This is a genomic window from Spongiactinospora gelatinilytica (assembly GCF_003236385.1).
Lineage (GTDB): Bacteria > Actinomycetota > Actinomycetes > Streptosporangiales > Streptosporangiaceae > Spongiactinospora > Spongiactinospora gelatinilytica.
The window spans coordinates 1-15,941 of record NZ_POUA01000157.1; the positions used below are offsets into that span (position 1 = coordinate 1).

Sequence of the window (15,941 nt, forward strand, 5' to 3'; positions counted from 1 at the left end):
TCGCAAGGGACCCGCCGCCGCGCTCGCGGGCGTGCTGGCCCTGGCCGGCTGCACCGGCAGCGACGCCGCCACCCAGGCCGCCCCCACCTGGTCCAACGGCCAGGTCAACGCGGTGAGCCGGATCGTCACCGCAGGAGGGGTGCTGGCCGCCACCGCGTTGCGGCCCGACGGCGGCATGGAGACCTTCACCGCCGAACTCGCCACCGGGCGGCGCCTGTGGACGGCCCCGGCCACGATGGCGGGCCGGCTGCCCGGCATGGGCGTGGCCCCGCCCGCCGCCGTCACCACCGGCAAGGGCGAGACGGTGGTGGCGTCGCTGGACCCGCCCGCCCAAAAAGGCAGGTGGCACGCCACGCTGGTGGCGCGTGACGCGCGCACCGGCGGCCCGCGCTGGAGCCGCCCGGTCCACTCGTCGTTCGGGCCGCAGAGCTGCGGCCCGTACCTGTGCCTGACCGAGCACACCGCGACGGCCGCGGCGCGCACGGTGATGCTCGACCCGGCGACCGGCAGGACCCTGTGGAAGCTGCCGGGCATCGCGGAGGTGGAGTGGTCCGACGCCACGCGGGTGGTGCTGCTGCGGCTGGCCCGCCATCCGGTGCTGGAGAGCTACGACCTGAAGTCCAGGAAGGTCATCTGGCAGCAGCCGGTGGAGCGGGCGCTGGGCGAGGGAGTGGACATGTCGGGCGGATGGGCCTTCGGGGCCGCACAAGACGACCTCGTCGGATATATCGCCCCCTACCCTGACTCGCGCAAGCGGAAGGTCTCCGCCTTCGGCCTCTTCTCCGTCCGGCTGGAGGACGGCTCGATCAACTGGATGCGCCCCAGCGTCGTACGCGTCTATCCGAGCGGCAACCCCGGCTTCGCCCCGATCGTGCGCCCGGTGGACGATCAGGGCCGCTACGGCGGCTTCGCCCGGCTCGACCCGGCGACCGGGCGGGTGCTCGGCCAGGTCGGCGTGGGCGACGCTCCCGGGTCGGGCTGGTGGCTGGCCTTCCCGCCGCGAATGGACCGCATCGGCTTCCTCAAGCACGGCGCGCAGGGCGCCGCCTACGAGCTGGCCACCGGCCGCGCCGCCAAGCAGGAGAAACAGCGCGCCTGGTCGTTCTGCGTGACCGACCCCAAGCCGCTGCCGATCAAGGGCCAGCCGCCGGGGTTCTACTCCGTGGCGGCCCTGTGCGAGTACGACCTCGGCACCGGCAAACGCGCGGAGGGCCAGGCCGCGCCGCCGCCGTGGTTCACCGGCAGCCAGGACGGCTGGCGGCTGTGGCGCGACGAGCGCGGCGCGCTGCACGGCATCAAGGACGGCGCGGTGTCCGCCCCCGGAATGTACGGCTGAGCGCGCCATCCGAGCCGCGCAGTACAATGTTCTGTTCACCGGCCCCCCGGCCGGGACGACCACGGATCCGCGAGGTAATCTCCGCATCAGAGCGCCGAACCACACCAGGAGAGCCCCATGCCCGAGGCAGTCATCGTCGCCACCGCACGCTCGCCCATCGGCCGCGCCTTCAAGGGATCGCTCGCCGGCATCCGCCCGGACGACCTCACCGCGCAGATGGTCACGGCCGCCCTGGCCAAGGTCCCCGAGCTGGACCCGGCCCAGATCGACGACCTGCTGCTCGGCTGCGGGCTGCCCGGCGGCGAGCAGGGGTTCAACATGGCGAGGGTGGTGAGCACCCTGCTGGGCCTGGACGGCGTGCCCGGCACCACGCTGACCCGCTATTGCGCCTCCTCGCTCCAGACCACCCGGATGGCCTTCCACGCCATCAAGGCCGGTGAGGGCGACGTGTTCGTCTCGGCGGGCGTGGAGTGCGTGTCGCGGTTCACCAAGGGCAACTCCGACTCGCTGCCCGACACCCACAACCCGGTCTTCGAGGAGGCGGGCGCGCGTACCTCCAGGTTCGCGCAGGGCGGGCTGACCTGGTCCGACCCGCGCGAGGACGACCAGGTGCCGGACATCTACATCGCCATGGGGCAGACCGCGGAGAACGTCGCCCAGCTCAAGGGCATCACCCGCGAGGAGCAGGACGAGTTCGGCGTCCGTTCCCAGAACCTCGCCGAGAAGGCGCTGGCGAACGGGTTCTGGGAGAGCGACATCACTCCGGCGACGCTGCCCTCCGGCGAGGTCGTGAGCAAGGACGACGGGCCGCGGCCCGGCACGACGTACGAGAAGGTGGCCACGCTCAAGCCGTCCTTCCGCCCGGACGGCACGGTGACCGCGGGCAACTGCTGCCCGCTGAACGACGGCGCGGCGGCGGTGGTCGTGATGAGCGACACCAAGGCGGCCGAGCTGGGCATCACCCCGCTGGCCAGGATCGTGTCCACCGGGCTGACCGGGCTGTCGCCGGAGATCATGGGCCTGGGCCCGGTCGAAGCCTCCCGCAAGGCGCTGGCGAAGGCCGGGATGGCGATCGACGACGTCGATCTGGTGGAGCTCAACGAGGCGTTCGCGGCGCAGGTCATCCCGTCCTACCGGGAGCTGGGGATCGACCTCGACCGGCTCAACGTCAACGGCGGGGCCATCGCGGTGGGCCACCCGTTCGGCATGACCGGGGCCCGGATCACCTCGACCCTGATCAACGGCCTGCGCTTCCACGACAAGACGATCGGCCTGGAGACGATGTGCGTGGGCGGCGGCCAGGGCATGGCGATGATCCTGGAGCGGCTGTCCTAGTGGGATGATCCTGGGGTGCGCGGCCATCCCAGGCGGTTGTTGCTCCGGTTCGGCGCGCTCGGCGCGGCCGGCGCGCTGGGGGCGCTGTTCCCGGCGCCGCCCGCGCACGCCCCGGACACCTCGTTCGTCGCGCTGCGCCGCCGCTGGCTCGCGGTGACGGCGGGGGCGGCGTTCGATCCGGCGGCCGAGCCGTACCGGACCAGGCTGGCCCGGCTCGGCGCGCAGGTGGCGGGGTACCGCGACACGATGGCCCCCGCCGACGGGTGGCTCTGGCCCGACCAGGCGTTCCCGTCGTTCGTCGCCACGCCGACGCGGCTGCGGGCGATGGCCCGCGCCCACGTGCTGCCGGGTACCGGCCTGACCGGTGACGCGGCGCTGGCCGCGGCGGTCGCCGCCGGGATCGACCACTACCGCGCCCGGGTCTACTCCGCCGACGCCGACGAGGTCGGAAACTGGTGGCACTGGCGGATCGGCGTGCCCCGGGCGCTGCTCGACGCGGCCCTGCTGATCGGGCCGCACCTGAGCGCGCGGCAGCGAGCCGGGCTGCGCGACGCGGTGGATCGGTTCGTCCCGGAAAGTGTGCTCGGTCCCTACACCGGCACCAGCACCGCGGCCAACCGGGTCGATCTGTGCACGGTGATGCTGCTGCGCGCGATGCTGGACGACGACCACGGCAAGGCGGCGCTGGCCGCCGCCGCGCTGGCCCCGGTCTTCCCGCTGGTGTCGCAGGGCGACGGGTTCTACCGGGACGGCTCGTTCATCCAGCACACCACCATCCCCTACCAGGGCGCGTACGGCGTGACGCTGCTGACCGGGCTGGCCACGTTGTTCTCGGTGCTGCGCGGCTCCCCGTGGCCGGTCGCCGACCGGCGGGTGTTCGACGCGGTGGAGCGCTCCTTCGCCCCCTTCGTCCACGACGGGTTCGTAATGGACCTGGTGCGCGGACGGTCGATCGCCAGGCAGGCGTTCGGCGACCACCGCAAGGGCAGGGAGATCGCCGCCGCGATCCTGCAGCTCGCCGAGTCGGCGCCGGCGGCCGAGCGTTCGCGCTGGCAGGCGATGGTCAAGGGCTGGGCCGTACGCGACACCGCGCAGCCCATGCTGCCCGCCGCCGAGCGCAGTGACCTGGCCTTCCACGCCCGGCTCGCGGCGATCCTGGACGATGAGTCGATCCCGGCCGCCGCCGAGCCGGCCGGGCACCGGCTGATGACGATGAGCGCGCGTGCCGTACACCGGCGGCCGGGGTGGTGCGCGGCGCTCAGCATGGCCTCCCACCGGGTCGGCCACTACGAATACGGCAACGGCGAGAACCTGCGCGGCTGGCACACCGGCTCGGGGATGCTCTACTGGTGGGCCGAGGGCCACGGCGACCACTACTCCGACGCCTTCTGGGCCACCGCCGACCCCTACCGCCTGCCCGGCACGACGGTGTCCACGCTGCGGCTGCCCGACGGCGCGGGCGGCTCGTGGGGCGACACCTGCCCGCCGGGCCGCTGGGTCGGCGGTGCCACCGACGGGGAGTACGCGACCGTCGGCCAGCACCTCAACGGGCTGGAGAGCACGCTTGATGCGTTCAAGTCGTGGGTGTTCCTGGACGACGCGATCGTCTGCCTGGGCGCGGGCATCACCGCGAGCGACGGCGTGCCGGTGGAGACCATCGTGGACAACCGCCGCACCAGCGCGCCGCTGACGATCGAGCGCGGCTGGGCGCACCTGGCCGGGCACGGCGGTTACGTGCTGCCCGGCGGGCCCGCACTGCGCACCTTGCGCGCCGCCCGCACCGCCGAGACGGTGACCAGGGATTACGTGACGCTGTGGCTGGACCACGGCACCGACCCGGAGAACGCGGACTATGTCCACCTGCTGATGCCGGGCGCGAGCCGGGCCGCGACCCGGGCCCGCGCGGCCGACCCCGGCTGGGCGCGGGTGCTGGCCAACACCGCCGGGCGGCAGGGCGTCCACCTGCCCGCGCTGGGCCTGACCGCGGTGAACTTCTGGCGGGAGGGCTCGGCGGGCCCGCTGGCCGCGTCGGCGCCCTGCGCCGTGCTGGTCCGCGAGCGCGGCGACGGCACGGCCACCGTGACGGTGGCCGATCCGCGCCGCGCGCTCGACGGGCTGACGGTGACCTGGGACCGTCCGGTACGGCGGGTGCTGCGCGGCCACGATCTGCTGGAGCGGGCCGGGACCGGCGCGCGGCTCACGCTCACCTTCGGCCGGTTGGCCGGCAGGGAAGGGGCCTCGCACACGGTCACCGTCCGGCTGTGACCTCAGCCGTGGACGTCGGGGCCGGCCTTGGTGGGTTCGATCCGGATGAGCAGCCGGCGGTCGCGCACCATGGCGGCGCGATAGTCGTCCCAGTCGGGGTGCTCGCCGGATATCCGCCGGTAGTAGGCGACCAGCTCGTCCATCGCCTCGGGCAGCGTCAGGAAGTCCGCGGTGCCCTCGACCTGGATCCACTTGCCGAAGAACCCGTCGGTGAACACGCACAGCACCGCTTTCGGATCGCGGCGCAGGTTGCGCACCTTGACCGCGGTCTCCCTGCTGCTGATGACGAGGCGTCCTTCGTCGTCCACGCCCACCGTGACGGGCGACATCTGCGGCCGGCCGTCGGCGTGCCTGGTCAGCAGGACTGCTCTGTTGTTGTCACGCACGAACGCGCGTGCGCTGTCGAGATCCATGGCCCCATCATGGCCCAACCCTGGTGCCGGGGGCCGCTCAAAACGACGCCCGCGCCGAACGCGGGGCGCGGGCATCGAGAGACGACTACATGCGGTGACGGCGGTGCCGCTCGTGCTCGCGCACGATCGCGGCGGCATAGCCGTGGGACAGCCCGTGCTCGTCGGCGAGCCAGTTCGCGCGCTCCTCGCAGCGCAGGAAAGCCGGGCCGTTGTCGATGGCTTGGAACCACTCTGGGAGTTCGCGCCCGGTGATCGTAGCGACCCTGGCGATCAGCTTGTTCTGCATCTCCGGTGAGTGGTTCAGCGACATGGGCACCTCCACGGATGAGCTCCTTTGCTCGACCCTGCAACATGGGCGCGCAAATGGCAAGACCGGAGTCACATCTGTTCGCTGAAGGACCGTAGATCATTTCCGTGCCGCCCACCGGCCCCCACAAAACGGAAGACCCCGCCGAAGCGGGGTCATTCCTACTGAATCTCCTGCCCGAGCGGCCATTCCGCGCCGGGCCGGCGATCAATCGCTGGAGGAGAAGTAGCTGACGAAGCGGAGCACCTCCAGGTAGATCCACACCAGGCTCAGGGTGAGCCCGAACGCCGCCTGCCAGGCGAACTTCTCCGGCGCGCCCATCCGGATGGCCTGCTCGATCGAGTCGAAGTCGAGCAGCAGGAAGAAGCAGCCGAGCAGGATCATCGCGATGCTGAAGACCCAGCCGAGCGGGCTGTCGGTGCGGATGCCGATGCCGCCGTCGTTGAAGAAGCCCACGATCAGGTTGACCAGCATCAGGCCGAGCGCGGCGATGGCGGCGGCGCTGACGAACCGGACCAGCTTGGGCGTGACCCGGATGATCTTGAGCGAGTGGACCGCGAGCACCGCGCCGAACGCGAAGGCCGTGCCGAGCACCGCCTGCAGCACGATGCCGTTGAAGAACATCTCGTAGGTGTGGCTCAGCGCTCCCACGAAGACGCCGTAGAAGACGGCGTAGCCGAGGATCAGCGCCGGGTTGGTGCTCTGCTTGAACGACGCGATCAGCGCGAGCACCACGCCGACCAGCGCACAGGCGATCGCGATGCCGAGCGGCACGTTGAGCACCCATGCCGCGGCACCGGCCACGACGAGCGTGCCGAGGGTCATGAACCCGCGCACCACGACGTCGTCGATCGTCATCGGGCGCTGCGCCGGCGGAGCGTATGCCGGGGCGTCGTACATGCCCTGGAGTTGTTCGGGGCTCGGCGTCGGGCCGCCCCATGACCGCCCTGCCTGCCGTTGCCGACTGAAGATCGGGTTCTTGCTCTCCATCGCTTCCTCCACGCTGCGGCCGGCTACGCGATCAGGGTAGTAGATCACGCATCACAGAGCCCTATCGAGCGATCGTGTCTTCACTTGTGGACCTGGTAGAACCCCCCGCGGACGTCGGACGCCGCGACGCGGTCCCCGGCACGTCGGGCCGGGGCGCTCTGGTCAACGTTCCGCGGGGCCCGGTGGTTCCCGGCCCGAGCGGGAAGTTTCCAAGCGGTCGAACGGTGTGATCCATGACGTCGGTTCTGCCACTTACGTCACCGCCGTCACTGCGGTCCCTGGCCGCCCCTTCCAGGGTCGTGTCCGATTACAACGGGGTGAGGTCGGCGCGGAGACGAATTGATGAAGAACCCGCAACGCGACGCCGCGACCGACAGAAAGTCATTCGGTTTACCTGGGCCGATCTATTTCCGCGACGAGGAGCGTACGTTGCGCTACGAGCGACGGTATCCCGGTGGCGTCCAAACGAGTGGGCGAAGGTGACTCAACCTCGCGTCTTAGTACGAATGCGCACGTGAGCGTCGATTCTCAGACGCTTCAGCAGAGGTGCCCCCGGCGGGACTCGAACCCGCACTACAACCCTTTTAAGGGGTTTGCCTCTGCCATTGGGCTACGGGGGCGCCGCAATCATACGTAATGGACCACTCATAAGAGGAGCACAGTTTCGCATCAGGGGTCACAGGAGATGACGTAACGCCGATTACGGACGAAGTCTAAAGCCACCAGGGGTCAAGTGGAGACCCCTTGGCGCGGTTTAGTGGCAGATGTCCGCGCTGCGGTGTAAGGCGTCGCAGGTAGCGGGCCGATCGGCGCGCATCAGGGCGCACGGCCGGCGCCCCCGGTGCGGAATGTGGCACGGACCGCGGTCACGGGCATGAATGGTGACCAGTTGCGGCGGTCCGTAAAGGGTGACCCGAACGCCGCCCAGGGTGTACTGAGAGTGTCCGGCCTTGGACATCCAGAACTTTCCTCGGATTCCGGTCAAAGGCCGAACATGCCGACACCCGGCGGCGATGGCAGAGGCAACGAAGGGAAGGGAGAAGGGGCGGCTCGCCGTACGGCAGGGCGCGAGCGCGCTCGTCGGCGACAGCCCCACCATCTTCTCCCCTCACACGCCGCCCACGCCCCGCGGGACGTGGGGCACGGCGTGCGGAATGATATCCCGTTCAGCGACGGCGGTCAGCGGCGACCGCGGCGCGGAACTCATCGCGCGGGCGATGGATCTCGCCCAGGGAGATGGTCTCCCTCTTGAAGAACAGCGCGAGAGTCCACTCCACGACGACGCGGACCTTCCTGTTCAGGGTAGGTACCCGGGACAAATGATACGTGCGGTGCATGAACCACGCGGGCAGTCCGCGCAGTTTGATGCCGTAGACGTTGGCCACGCCTTCGTGCAGGCCGAGCCCGGCGACCGAGCCGACGTACTTGTGCCGGTACTCCAGCAGTTCCTCACCGCGCAGCCTGCGCACGATGTTGTCGGCCAGCACCTTGGCCTGGCGCACCGCGTGCTGGGCGTTGGGCGCGCAGTACTGCCCGGGGTTGGTCACGTCGGGCACGCCCGCGATGTCGCCGGCGGTGAAGGCGTCCGGGTGGCCGGCCACGGTGAGCCTGGTGGTGGCCTTGACCCGCCCGCGCTCGTCGACCGGCAGGTCGGTGGCGTTGATGACCGGGCTGGGCTTGACGCCGGCCGTCCAGACCAGGGTGTCGGCCTCGAAGGTGTCGCCGTCGGAGAGCACCACATGACCGTTCACGCACGACTCCAGGCGGGTGCCGAGCCGTACGTCGATGCCCCGCCCGCGCAGTTCGCCGAGCGTCCAGCGGCCCATCTCCGGGCCGACTTCGGGCAGCACCCGGTCGGTGGCCTCGACGAGCACCCACCGCAGGTCCTCGGGGGCGATGTTGCGGTAGTAGCGCGTGGAGTCCTTGGCCATGTCCTCCAGCTCGGCCAGCGCCTCCACGCCGGCGAAGCCCGCGCCGACCACGACGAAGGTCAGCGCCTTGCGGCGGATCTCCTCGTCCTCGGTGGACTCGGCCACGTCGAGCTGGCTCAGGACCCGGTTGCGCAGGCCGATGGCCTCGCCGATGGTCTTGAAGCCGATGCCGATGTCGGTCAGGCCGGGGATCGGCAGCGTGCGCGAGATCGAGCCCGCCGCCATCACCACGATGTCGTAGCCGATCTCGCGGGCCGCGCCCTCGTTGGGCTCGAACGTCGCGGTGCGGCCGTCGTGGTTCAGCTTGGTGATCCTGCCGTTGACGATGCGGACCTTGGGCAGCACCCGGCGCAGCGGGGCCACCACGTGGCGCGGGGAGAGGTTGCCGGCCGCGGCCTCCGGCAGGAACGGCTGGTAGGTCATGTAGGACTGCGGGTCGACCAGCGTGATGCGCACGCTGCCGTTCCGCAGTGACCCGCGCAGCCTGCGCTGCAGGCGCAGCGCGGTGTAGAGGCCGACGTAGCCGCCGCCGATGATCAGGATGTGCTTCGGGTCGTGGTTCACCTTGGGTGCCCACCTCTCGCACTGGCCCTACTTTGTGAATGCATTCACAAGCTTACGCCCGACTTATCCGTCGATGCCAACCGGAGGGTTGCGATGTTCGTCACTCTCTGGTCGCGAGGCCGGCCAGGGCCGCGGCACGGGCGAAGACGTCGTCGAGCATCCGCTCGGTGACCCTGCCGGTGAAGGTGTTCTGCTGGCTGGGGTGGTAGCACCCGATCAGGCGTACCGGGGCGTCGCGGTAGGCGATCTCGACCTCGGCCCCGTGGCCGAACGGCGGACGCGAGCGCGGCAGCGCGAACCCCGCCTGGCGCAACGCCGGCCACGCCGCCTGCCAGGCGAACCCGCCGAGCGTCACCACGACCCTGGCACCCGGCGCGACCAGCTCAAGCTCCCTGGCCAGCCACGGGAAGCAGGTGGCCCGCTCCTGCGGGGTCGGCTTGTTGGCGGGCGGGGCGCAGCGGACCGCCGCCATCACCCTGGCCCCGATCGGTCGCTGGCCGTCCCCGGCGCGCACGCTGGTCGGGATGGCCGCCAGGCCCGTACGGTGCAGGGAGGCGAACAGCCAGTCGCCGCTGCGGTCGCCGGTGAAGATCCGGCCGGTGCGGTTGCCGCCGTGCGCCGCCGGGGCCAGCCCGACGATGAGCACCCGCGGCTCGTCATCGCCCCAGCCGGGCACCGGACGCCCCCAGTAGGTCTCCCCCGCGAACGCCCGCCGCTTGACGTCGGCGACCTCCTCCCGCCAGGCGACCAGCCGCGGGCACGCCCGGCACACCGACTGCCGCGCGGCCAGCTCGGCGGGGCTGTCGCCGCCCGCGGCCAGCGCGACGACGTCGTCGGGGTCGTGGGCGACCGGCGTCGCGGCGGTGGCGGGGTCTTCTGGCCAGCCGCTGCCCGGCGGAACGGAACTCATGGAGACGATCGTGCCAGCAAACGCAGGGCGCGGCGCCCCCGAGGGGGTGCCGCGCCCTGGTCGTTCGTTCAGCCGTGCCGGCAGGTGTCAGCAGGTGTGGCTGAAGGTCTCGCTCGCGGTGTCACCGTTCGGGGCGGTGAGGACGAGCCGCACCGTGCCCTTGGTGGTGTCGCCCTTGTCGGGGCCGCTGCCCCAGGCCAGGGACTCGACACCGGGACCCTTCACCGAACGCTCGATCTCGGTGGACGCCGAGCCGTTGACCTCCCAGCGGTAGGACAGGGTGGTCGCGCCGGTGACGCGGACCTTGGCCACGTGCTTGACCGACGGACCGGTCTCATCGTTGCAGGTGGTCTTGTCGGCGGTGTTGGACAGGCTCACGATCCAGGCCTTCGCGTCGGGCTCGGAGGCGCAGCGCACCCGCGCGGAGGCGGTGTTGGAGCGCTCGTCACCGGGGCCGAGGATCTCGATCCAGCGGTGTACCTTGTCGCTCTCGCCGACCCGCACCGTGTGGTTCACCGACTCGCTGCCCGCGTGCCGGAAGTACGCCCGCTGCACGGGGCCGCGGTAGCCGGGACCGGCCCAGCGGTACTCGACGGCGGTACGGCCGGTGTTGACGCTGATGCTGCCGTTGAAGGTACGGGCCACGGGGCAGGTGCCCGCGTAGTCCGACGGGCCGCTGACCCGCGCGCTGACGCGCGGCTCGGGCCGCTCGTCCTCGCAGCGGACGCTGTAGTGGTCCTTGGCCTTGGAGTACTCGGGCGACAGGACTTCCAGCGCCACGTAACCGCGGTGGGTGTCACGGGCCTTGAAGGAGTGGTAGACCCGCTTGCTGTCGTAGACCTTGGTCTTGCCGTAGTCCACGACGTGGCCGTTCTGGACCCAGCGGTAGCGCACCCACGCGGGGCGGCCGACCGTGATGACGCCCTTCGCGCCGATCCGGGTGTACGGCGTGCACTCGCCGACGTAGCGGTCCGGCTCGACGTTCACGTACGTCCGCACGTACTGCGGGTCGTGGTGGACCGGCGGGCGGCCCTCACAGTCGACGCTGAAGTAGCCCTTGGCCGTGGTCACCTTGCGCGGCGACAGCACCTGGAGCCGCTGCCAGCCCTTGGTGTCGCGCCTGAAGGTGGCCTGCTCCTTCAGCGTGAGGTGCTTGGTGCCCTTGCCCGTGAGGCGGTAGGACTTGATCTTGCTCTTGGAACCGTCGCCGCGCAGCCAGCGGTACACGACGGTGGTCTTCTTCTTGACCGCCTTGACCTTCACCTTGGCCGAGAAGGTGATCTCGACCGGGCACTCTCCCTCGTAGTGCTTGGGAGAGGCCTTGGGGGTGGTCGCCGAGACCTTCGGCTTGGCGGATGACTTGCTGGAAGAGGCGGCCGCCGGAGAGGCGAGCACCCCGGTGGCCATGGTCGCCGCCATGGCCACGCCCGCGCCGAGCGCGGCGAGCCGGCGGACTAAACCGGTGGACTTCATGAGGGCATGCTCCGTTCGGATAAGAAAAGAGTGCTTCGCGAAACGGTTGCCGCCCCGACACGGAGCTGTGCCGGGCCCCACGGCAAAGCTTCGATAAAGCCTCTCAACTTAACCACAAACGCGATAACCGCTCAACTACCACCAAAAGCGCCGGCCGTCTACAGAGTGTCACACTCCGGCCAGTGACCAGGCGATACCGTCGAGAATGTCATGCTCGCTGACCACCACATCAGCGAATCCGAAACGGGTGACGATCCGGTCCAAGATGAGCGCGCCCGCGCCGATGACATCGACCCGGCCCGGATGCATCACGGGCAACTCCGCGCGTTCTTGATGGGTGCTTTCCAGGAGACGGAGAGTGACTTCGTGCACGTCACGGCCGGCGATGAATGAATGGTGAATCCGTTCGGGGTCATAGAAAGGAAGCCCCAGCGCGATTCCGGCGACCGTTGTGACCGACCCGGCCAGGCCCACCAGCGTGCTCGCCGCGCGGACCGGTACCTCGGCCTCGACCCGGTCCAGCGCCCGGTCGATGTCGGCGGTGACCGCCCGCACGGCCTCGGCGGACGGCGGGTCGCCGCCCTTCAGGTGCCGTTCGGTCAGGCGTACGCACCCGATGTCCACCGACAGCGCGCCCGTGGGCGAGGGGCCGACGACGAACTCCGTCGAGCCGCCGCCGATGTCGACCACCAGGAACGGCCCCGGGTGGCCGGTCAGGTCTCTGGTGGCGCCGGCGAAGGACAGCGCCGCCTCCTCGGCCCCGGTGACCACCTCGGGATCGACGCCGAAGATCTCGCGCACGCCGTGCCGGAACTCGTCGCGGTTCTCGGCGTCGCGGGTGGCGCTGGTGGCCACCACGCGCACCTCGGTGGCCCCGTGCCGGGCGATCAGCTTGGCGTAGCCGCGCATCGCGGCGAACGTACGGGCCAGCGCCTCGGGGGCCAGCCTGCCGGTGCGGTCCACGCCCTCGCCCAGGCGGACGATCTCCATCAGGCGCTCGATCTCGGTGAGCGTGCCGCCGGAGACGTCGGCGACCAGCAGCCGCACCGAGTTGGTGCCGCAGTCCACGGCGGCCACGCGGGTCATGAAGCCTCCTCTGGTTCGGGTGGTACGCACGGACCGTCCGCCCACCACTTCGGCAGCAGGTCAAGGGCCTCGCGGCCGAGCGGGTTGGCCCCCGGTACGGCCAGCTCGTGCGCGACCAGGGCGTGCAGGCACTTGACCCGGTCCGGCATCCCGCCCGCGCTCTGCGTGCCGCGTGGCAGCGGCGCGAGGCCGTCGCGCTCGGCCGCGGCGTCGCGGCGGGCGATGTAGTCGTCGTGCGCGGCGGTGTAGGCGGCGGCCAGGTCCGGGTCCTCGGCCAGCCGCTGCTGCATCCGGCGCATCAGCCCCGAGGACTCCAGCGTGCCGATCGCCGAGGCCGCCCGCGGGCAGGTGAGGTAGTACAGCGTGGGGAACGGCGAGCCGTCGGCCAGCCGCGGCGCGGTCTCCACCACGTCGGGCAGCCCGCAGGGGCATCGGTGCGCCACCCCGCGCATCCCCCGCGGCCTGCGGCCGAGCTGGCGCTCGACCACGTCTTCCGCCGCGCCGATGTCGTCGTCTCGATCGGCCATGGGCCGTCCTCCAGTGCAGAAAGCTGTGGGGAGGTCACCGGGAGACGCCGTGGTCGGCCAGTTCGACCGACTTCCACAGCGACTCGTACCACGGCGCCTTGGGCTTGGGGGCGCGCCCCGGCTTGCGGGCGGCGGGCTCCTTGCCGCGGTCCATCACGACGAAGCACTTCTGGCCCGGCTCGCAGTAGAACAGCCGTTCCCTGGCCTGCCGCATGGTGTAGTCGGGATCTTGCAGTTGCTTGCCGCGCTCGCGCAGCTTGCCCAGCGCGTCCAGCTCCTTGGCCTGCTGCTGCTGCAACTCGGCGATCTGGCGGCGCTGCGCGATGAACTCCCTGACCGGGTAGGCCAGGCTCATCGCGATCGCGCACACCACCACCGCGAGCACCGCGGCCCGCCCGGTCAGTTGCGGCCGCCTGCTCATGCACTGCCCTCCCTGCGCTCGGCCCCGCCTGGGGGCGGCGGCCCGTGCCCAGACCGGGCCGCCGCCCCCAACGCTAGCGAGTGAAACGCGGGAAGGCGGCGCGACCCGCGTAGCGGGCGGAATCTCCCAGATGTTCTTCAATGCGCAGCAACTGGTTGTATTTGGCCACCCGGTCGGAGCGGGCCGGCGCGCCGGTCTTGATCTGGCCGCAGTTGGTGGCCACCGCCAGGTCGGCGATCGTGACGTCCTCGGTCTCGCCGGACCGGTGGCTCATCATGCAGCGGTAGCCGCTGCGGTGGGCCAGCTCGACCGCGTCGAGGGTCTCGGTGAGGGTGCCGATCTGGTTGACCTTGACCAGCAGCGCGTTGGCCGCGCCATCGGCGATGCCCCTGGCCAGCCGCTCGGGGTTGGTGACGAACAGGTCGTCGCCGACCAGCTGGACCCGCGCGCCCAGCGAGTCGGTGATGGACTTCCAGCCCGCCCAGTCCTCCTCGTCCAGCGGGTCTTCGATGGAGACCAGCGGGTAGGAGACGACCAGGTCGGCGTAGAAGGCGATCAGCTCGTCGGCGGTCAGGGCCTTGCCGTCGATGGCGTAGGTGCCGCCGGAGTGGAACTCGGTGGCCGCCACGTCCAGGGCCAGCGCGATGTCCTCGCCGGGGGTGTAGCCGGCCCGCTCGATGGCGACCATGATCAGGTCAAGGGCGTCGCGGTTGGAGGGCAGGTTGGGGGCGAAGCCGCCCTCGTCGCCCAGCCCGGTCGCGTAGCCCTTCTCCTTCAGCACGGCCTTCAGCGTGTGGTAGACCTCCGCGCCCCAGCGCACGGCCTCGGAGAACGTGCTCGCGCCGATGGGCGCGATCATGAACTCCTGGATGTCGACGTTGGTGTCGGCGTGCGCTCCGCCGTTCAGGATGTTCATCATGGGGACCGGCAGCAGGTGCGCGTTCGGGCCGCCGAGGTAGCGGTACAGCTCCAGATCGGCGCTGTCGGCGGCGGCCTTGGCCACGGCGAGCGAGACGCCCAGGATCGCGTTGGCGCCCAGCCGGGACTTGTTGTCGGTGCCGTCCAGGTCGATCATCGTCTGGTCGACCAGCCGCTGGTCCACGGCGTCCAGCTCGGCGATCTCGGGGGCGATCTCGTCGGTGACGCCGAGCACCGCCTTCTCCACGCCCTTGCCGCCGTAGCGCTCGTCGCCGTCGCGTAGCTCCACGGCCTCGAACTGGCCGGTGGAGGCACCGCTCGGCACCGCCGCGCGGCCGGTGCTGTAGTCGTCCAGCAGGACCTCGACCTCTACCGTGGGGTTGCCCCGGGAGTCGAGGATCTCGCGAGCGTTAACGGCCTCGATGGCAGCCACGAAGCGCTCCTTGGTTCGGAAGTACGGGTTGGCGGTGAGCAGCCTATCGACACGCTCGGCGTGGTTCTATTCGAGCCACCACGTCCGGACCGTGCCGTCCTGGACGGCCGCCACCGCGACGAGCCTGCCGTCCACCCGGCCCGTGGCGACGTCGAGCACCCAGTCCTCCGCCTCGTGCATCGGACGGCCGAGCGGGGTGCCCTTGGCCAGGTCCCAGGCCCGCACGGACATGTCCCAGCTCGACGACAGCAGCACCGGATGTCCGCCGAGCGTGGCCGCCGCGAGCCCCGACACCGGGGCCTCGTGGCCGCGCAGCGGCTTGTGGAGCGGCTTTCCCGTCTCCAGGTCCAGCACGGTGATCGTTTGTTCGTTCTCCATCGCGATCACCGGGCGTCCCGCCACCACGCTGGCGACCAGTTTCTGACTGCCGGGCCTGCGGAAGGCGGGGCCGATCCGCTGCTGGGTCGCCGCGTCCCAGACCATGATCCGGCCGTCCCGCTCGGCGCCGGAGGTGACGATGACCTGCCGGCCGCGCAGTTCGGCGACGGTCACCGACAGGACGCCGCCGCTGTGGCCGAGCATCACGCCGCCGACCTGCCGGCCGGTGACCGGGTCCGACAGGCGGGTGCCGCCGGGGCCGGCGGACACCACCACCGGCCTGCCGGACAGGTGGGTGATGGCGACCGAGGTGACATCGCTGGTGTGCCCGCGAAAGACGCTGACCGGCTTGCCGGTGGCCAGGTCCCATACGTGGACGGCGTCGTCGTAGCCGCCGAGCACGCCGGTGGGGCGGCCGTTCAGGTCGATAACCTCGATCTCGCCGAAGACCTCCGCGCCGACGAAGAACTGTTGGCCCATCGGGGCGCTGCTCTTGAGGTCCCAGACCATGATCCGGCCGTTGCGGTCGGAGCTGACGGTGACGTCGCGGCCCTGTAGGCGGGCGGTGGCCAGGGTGGTCACCTCGTCGGAGTGGCGGGTGTAGACCGTGCTCGGCCGGCCGAAGCGGGGGCTCGCGGTGAGGGGGCCGGTGGG

General features: G+C 71.0%; 14 protein-coding genes and 1 tRNA gene. 3 read left to right on the forward strand and 12 right to left on the reverse strand.

Annotated elements, in window-relative coordinates:
- The 3 genes from C1I98_RS20020 to C1I98_RS20030 all read left to right on the forward strand — a co-directional run.
- A partial coding sequence (locus tag C1I98_RS20020) for a PQQ-binding-like beta-propeller repeat protein (protein ID WP_111168962.1) occupies positions 1 to 1,336 on the forward strand: 1,336 nt, incomplete at its 5' end.
- Positions 1,337 to 1,453: 117 nt separating this feature from the next.
- Positions 1,454 to 2,671, forward strand: a complete 1,218-nt coding sequence (locus C1I98_RS20025) for an acetyl-CoA C-acetyltransferase (RefSeq protein ID WP_111168963.1) — start codon at positions 1,454 to 1,456, stop codon at positions 2,669 to 2,671.
- A 15-nt stretch (positions 2,672 to 2,686) separates the two neighbouring features.
- Positions 2,687 to 4,936: a polysaccharide lyase 8 family protein gene (locus C1I98_RS20030; RefSeq protein WP_111168964.1), complete on the forward strand. Its 2,250-nt coding sequence runs from the start codon at positions 2,687 to 2,689 to the stop codon at positions 4,934 to 4,936.
- A gap of 2 nt (positions 4,937 to 4,938) precedes the next feature.
- Here C1I98_RS20030 and C1I98_RS20035 read toward each other — a convergent pair whose 3' ends face one another.
- From C1I98_RS20035 to C1I98_RS20090, 12 genes are all read right to left on the reverse strand, one after another.
- Positions 4,939 to 5,349, reverse strand: a complete 411-nt coding sequence (locus C1I98_RS20035) for a PPOX class F420-dependent oxidoreductase (RefSeq protein WP_111168965.1) — start codon at positions 5,347 to 5,349, stop codon at positions 4,939 to 4,941.
- Between the two features lie 85 nt (positions 5,350 to 5,434).
- A complete protein-coding gene (locus C1I98_RS20040) occupies positions 5,435 to 5,659 on the reverse strand; it encodes a DUF4287 domain-containing protein (protein ID WP_111168973.1) in 225 nt (74 codons plus the stop codon).
- Between the two features lie 204 nt (positions 5,660 to 5,863).
- Positions 5,864 to 6,646, reverse strand: a complete 783-nt coding sequence (locus C1I98_RS20045; protein ID WP_111168974.1) for a Bax inhibitor-1/YccA family protein — start codon at positions 6,644 to 6,646, stop codon at positions 5,864 to 5,866.
- Between the two features lie 547 nt (positions 6,647 to 7,193).
- Positions 7,194 to 7,266: transfer RNA gene (locus C1I98_RS20050), tRNA-Leu, on the reverse strand.
- A gap of 546 nt (positions 7,267 to 7,812) precedes the next feature.
- Positions 7,813 to 9,141: an NAD(P)/FAD-dependent oxidoreductase gene (locus C1I98_RS20055; protein ID WP_111168966.1), complete on the reverse strand. Its 1,329-nt coding sequence runs from the start codon at positions 9,139 to 9,141 to the stop codon at positions 7,813 to 7,815.
- A gap of 100 nt (positions 9,142 to 9,241) precedes the next feature.
- Positions 9,242 to 10,051, reverse strand: coding sequence for a uracil-DNA glycosylase (locus C1I98_RS20060; RefSeq protein ID WP_111168967.1), 810 nt, complete (start codon positions 10,049 to 10,051; stop codon positions 9,242 to 9,244).
- 87 nt (positions 10,052 to 10,138) lie between these two features.
- Positions 10,139 to 11,524, reverse strand: a complete 1,386-nt coding sequence (locus C1I98_RS20065; protein WP_111168968.1) for a hypothetical protein — start codon at positions 11,522 to 11,524, stop codon at positions 10,139 to 10,141.
- A 168-nt stretch (positions 11,525 to 11,692) separates the two neighbouring features.
- Positions 11,693 to 12,610 (reverse strand): Ppx/GppA phosphatase family protein, encoded by a 918-nt coding sequence (locus tag C1I98_RS20070; RefSeq protein WP_111168969.1) that lies wholly within the window; start codon positions 12,608 to 12,610, stop codon positions 11,693 to 11,695.
- Positions 12,607 to 13,137 carry a DUF501 domain-containing protein gene (locus tag C1I98_RS20075; protein WP_111168970.1) on the reverse strand — a complete coding sequence of 177 codons (531 nt, stop codon included), beginning with the start codon at positions 13,135 to 13,137 and terminating at the stop codon, positions 12,607 to 12,609. Before C1I98_RS20075 ends, C1I98_RS20070 begins: the two co-directional genes overlap by 4 nt.
- 34 nt (positions 13,138 to 13,171) lie before the next feature.
- A complete protein-coding gene (locus tag C1I98_RS20080) occupies positions 13,172 to 13,558 on the reverse strand; it encodes an FtsB family cell division protein (RefSeq protein ID WP_111168971.1) in 387 nt (128 codons plus the stop codon).
- Between the two features lie 73 nt (positions 13,559 to 13,631).
- Positions 13,632 to 14,909 carry a phosphopyruvate hydratase gene (gene eno / locus C1I98_RS20085; RefSeq protein WP_111168972.1) on the reverse strand — a complete coding sequence of 426 codons (1,278 nt, stop codon included), beginning with the start codon at positions 14,907 to 14,909 and terminating at the stop codon, positions 13,632 to 13,634.
- Between the two features lie 66 nt (positions 14,910 to 14,975).
- A partial coding sequence (locus C1I98_RS20090; protein ID WP_199537065.1) for a WD40 repeat domain-containing protein occupies positions 14,976 to 15,941 on the reverse strand: 966 nt, incomplete at its 5' end.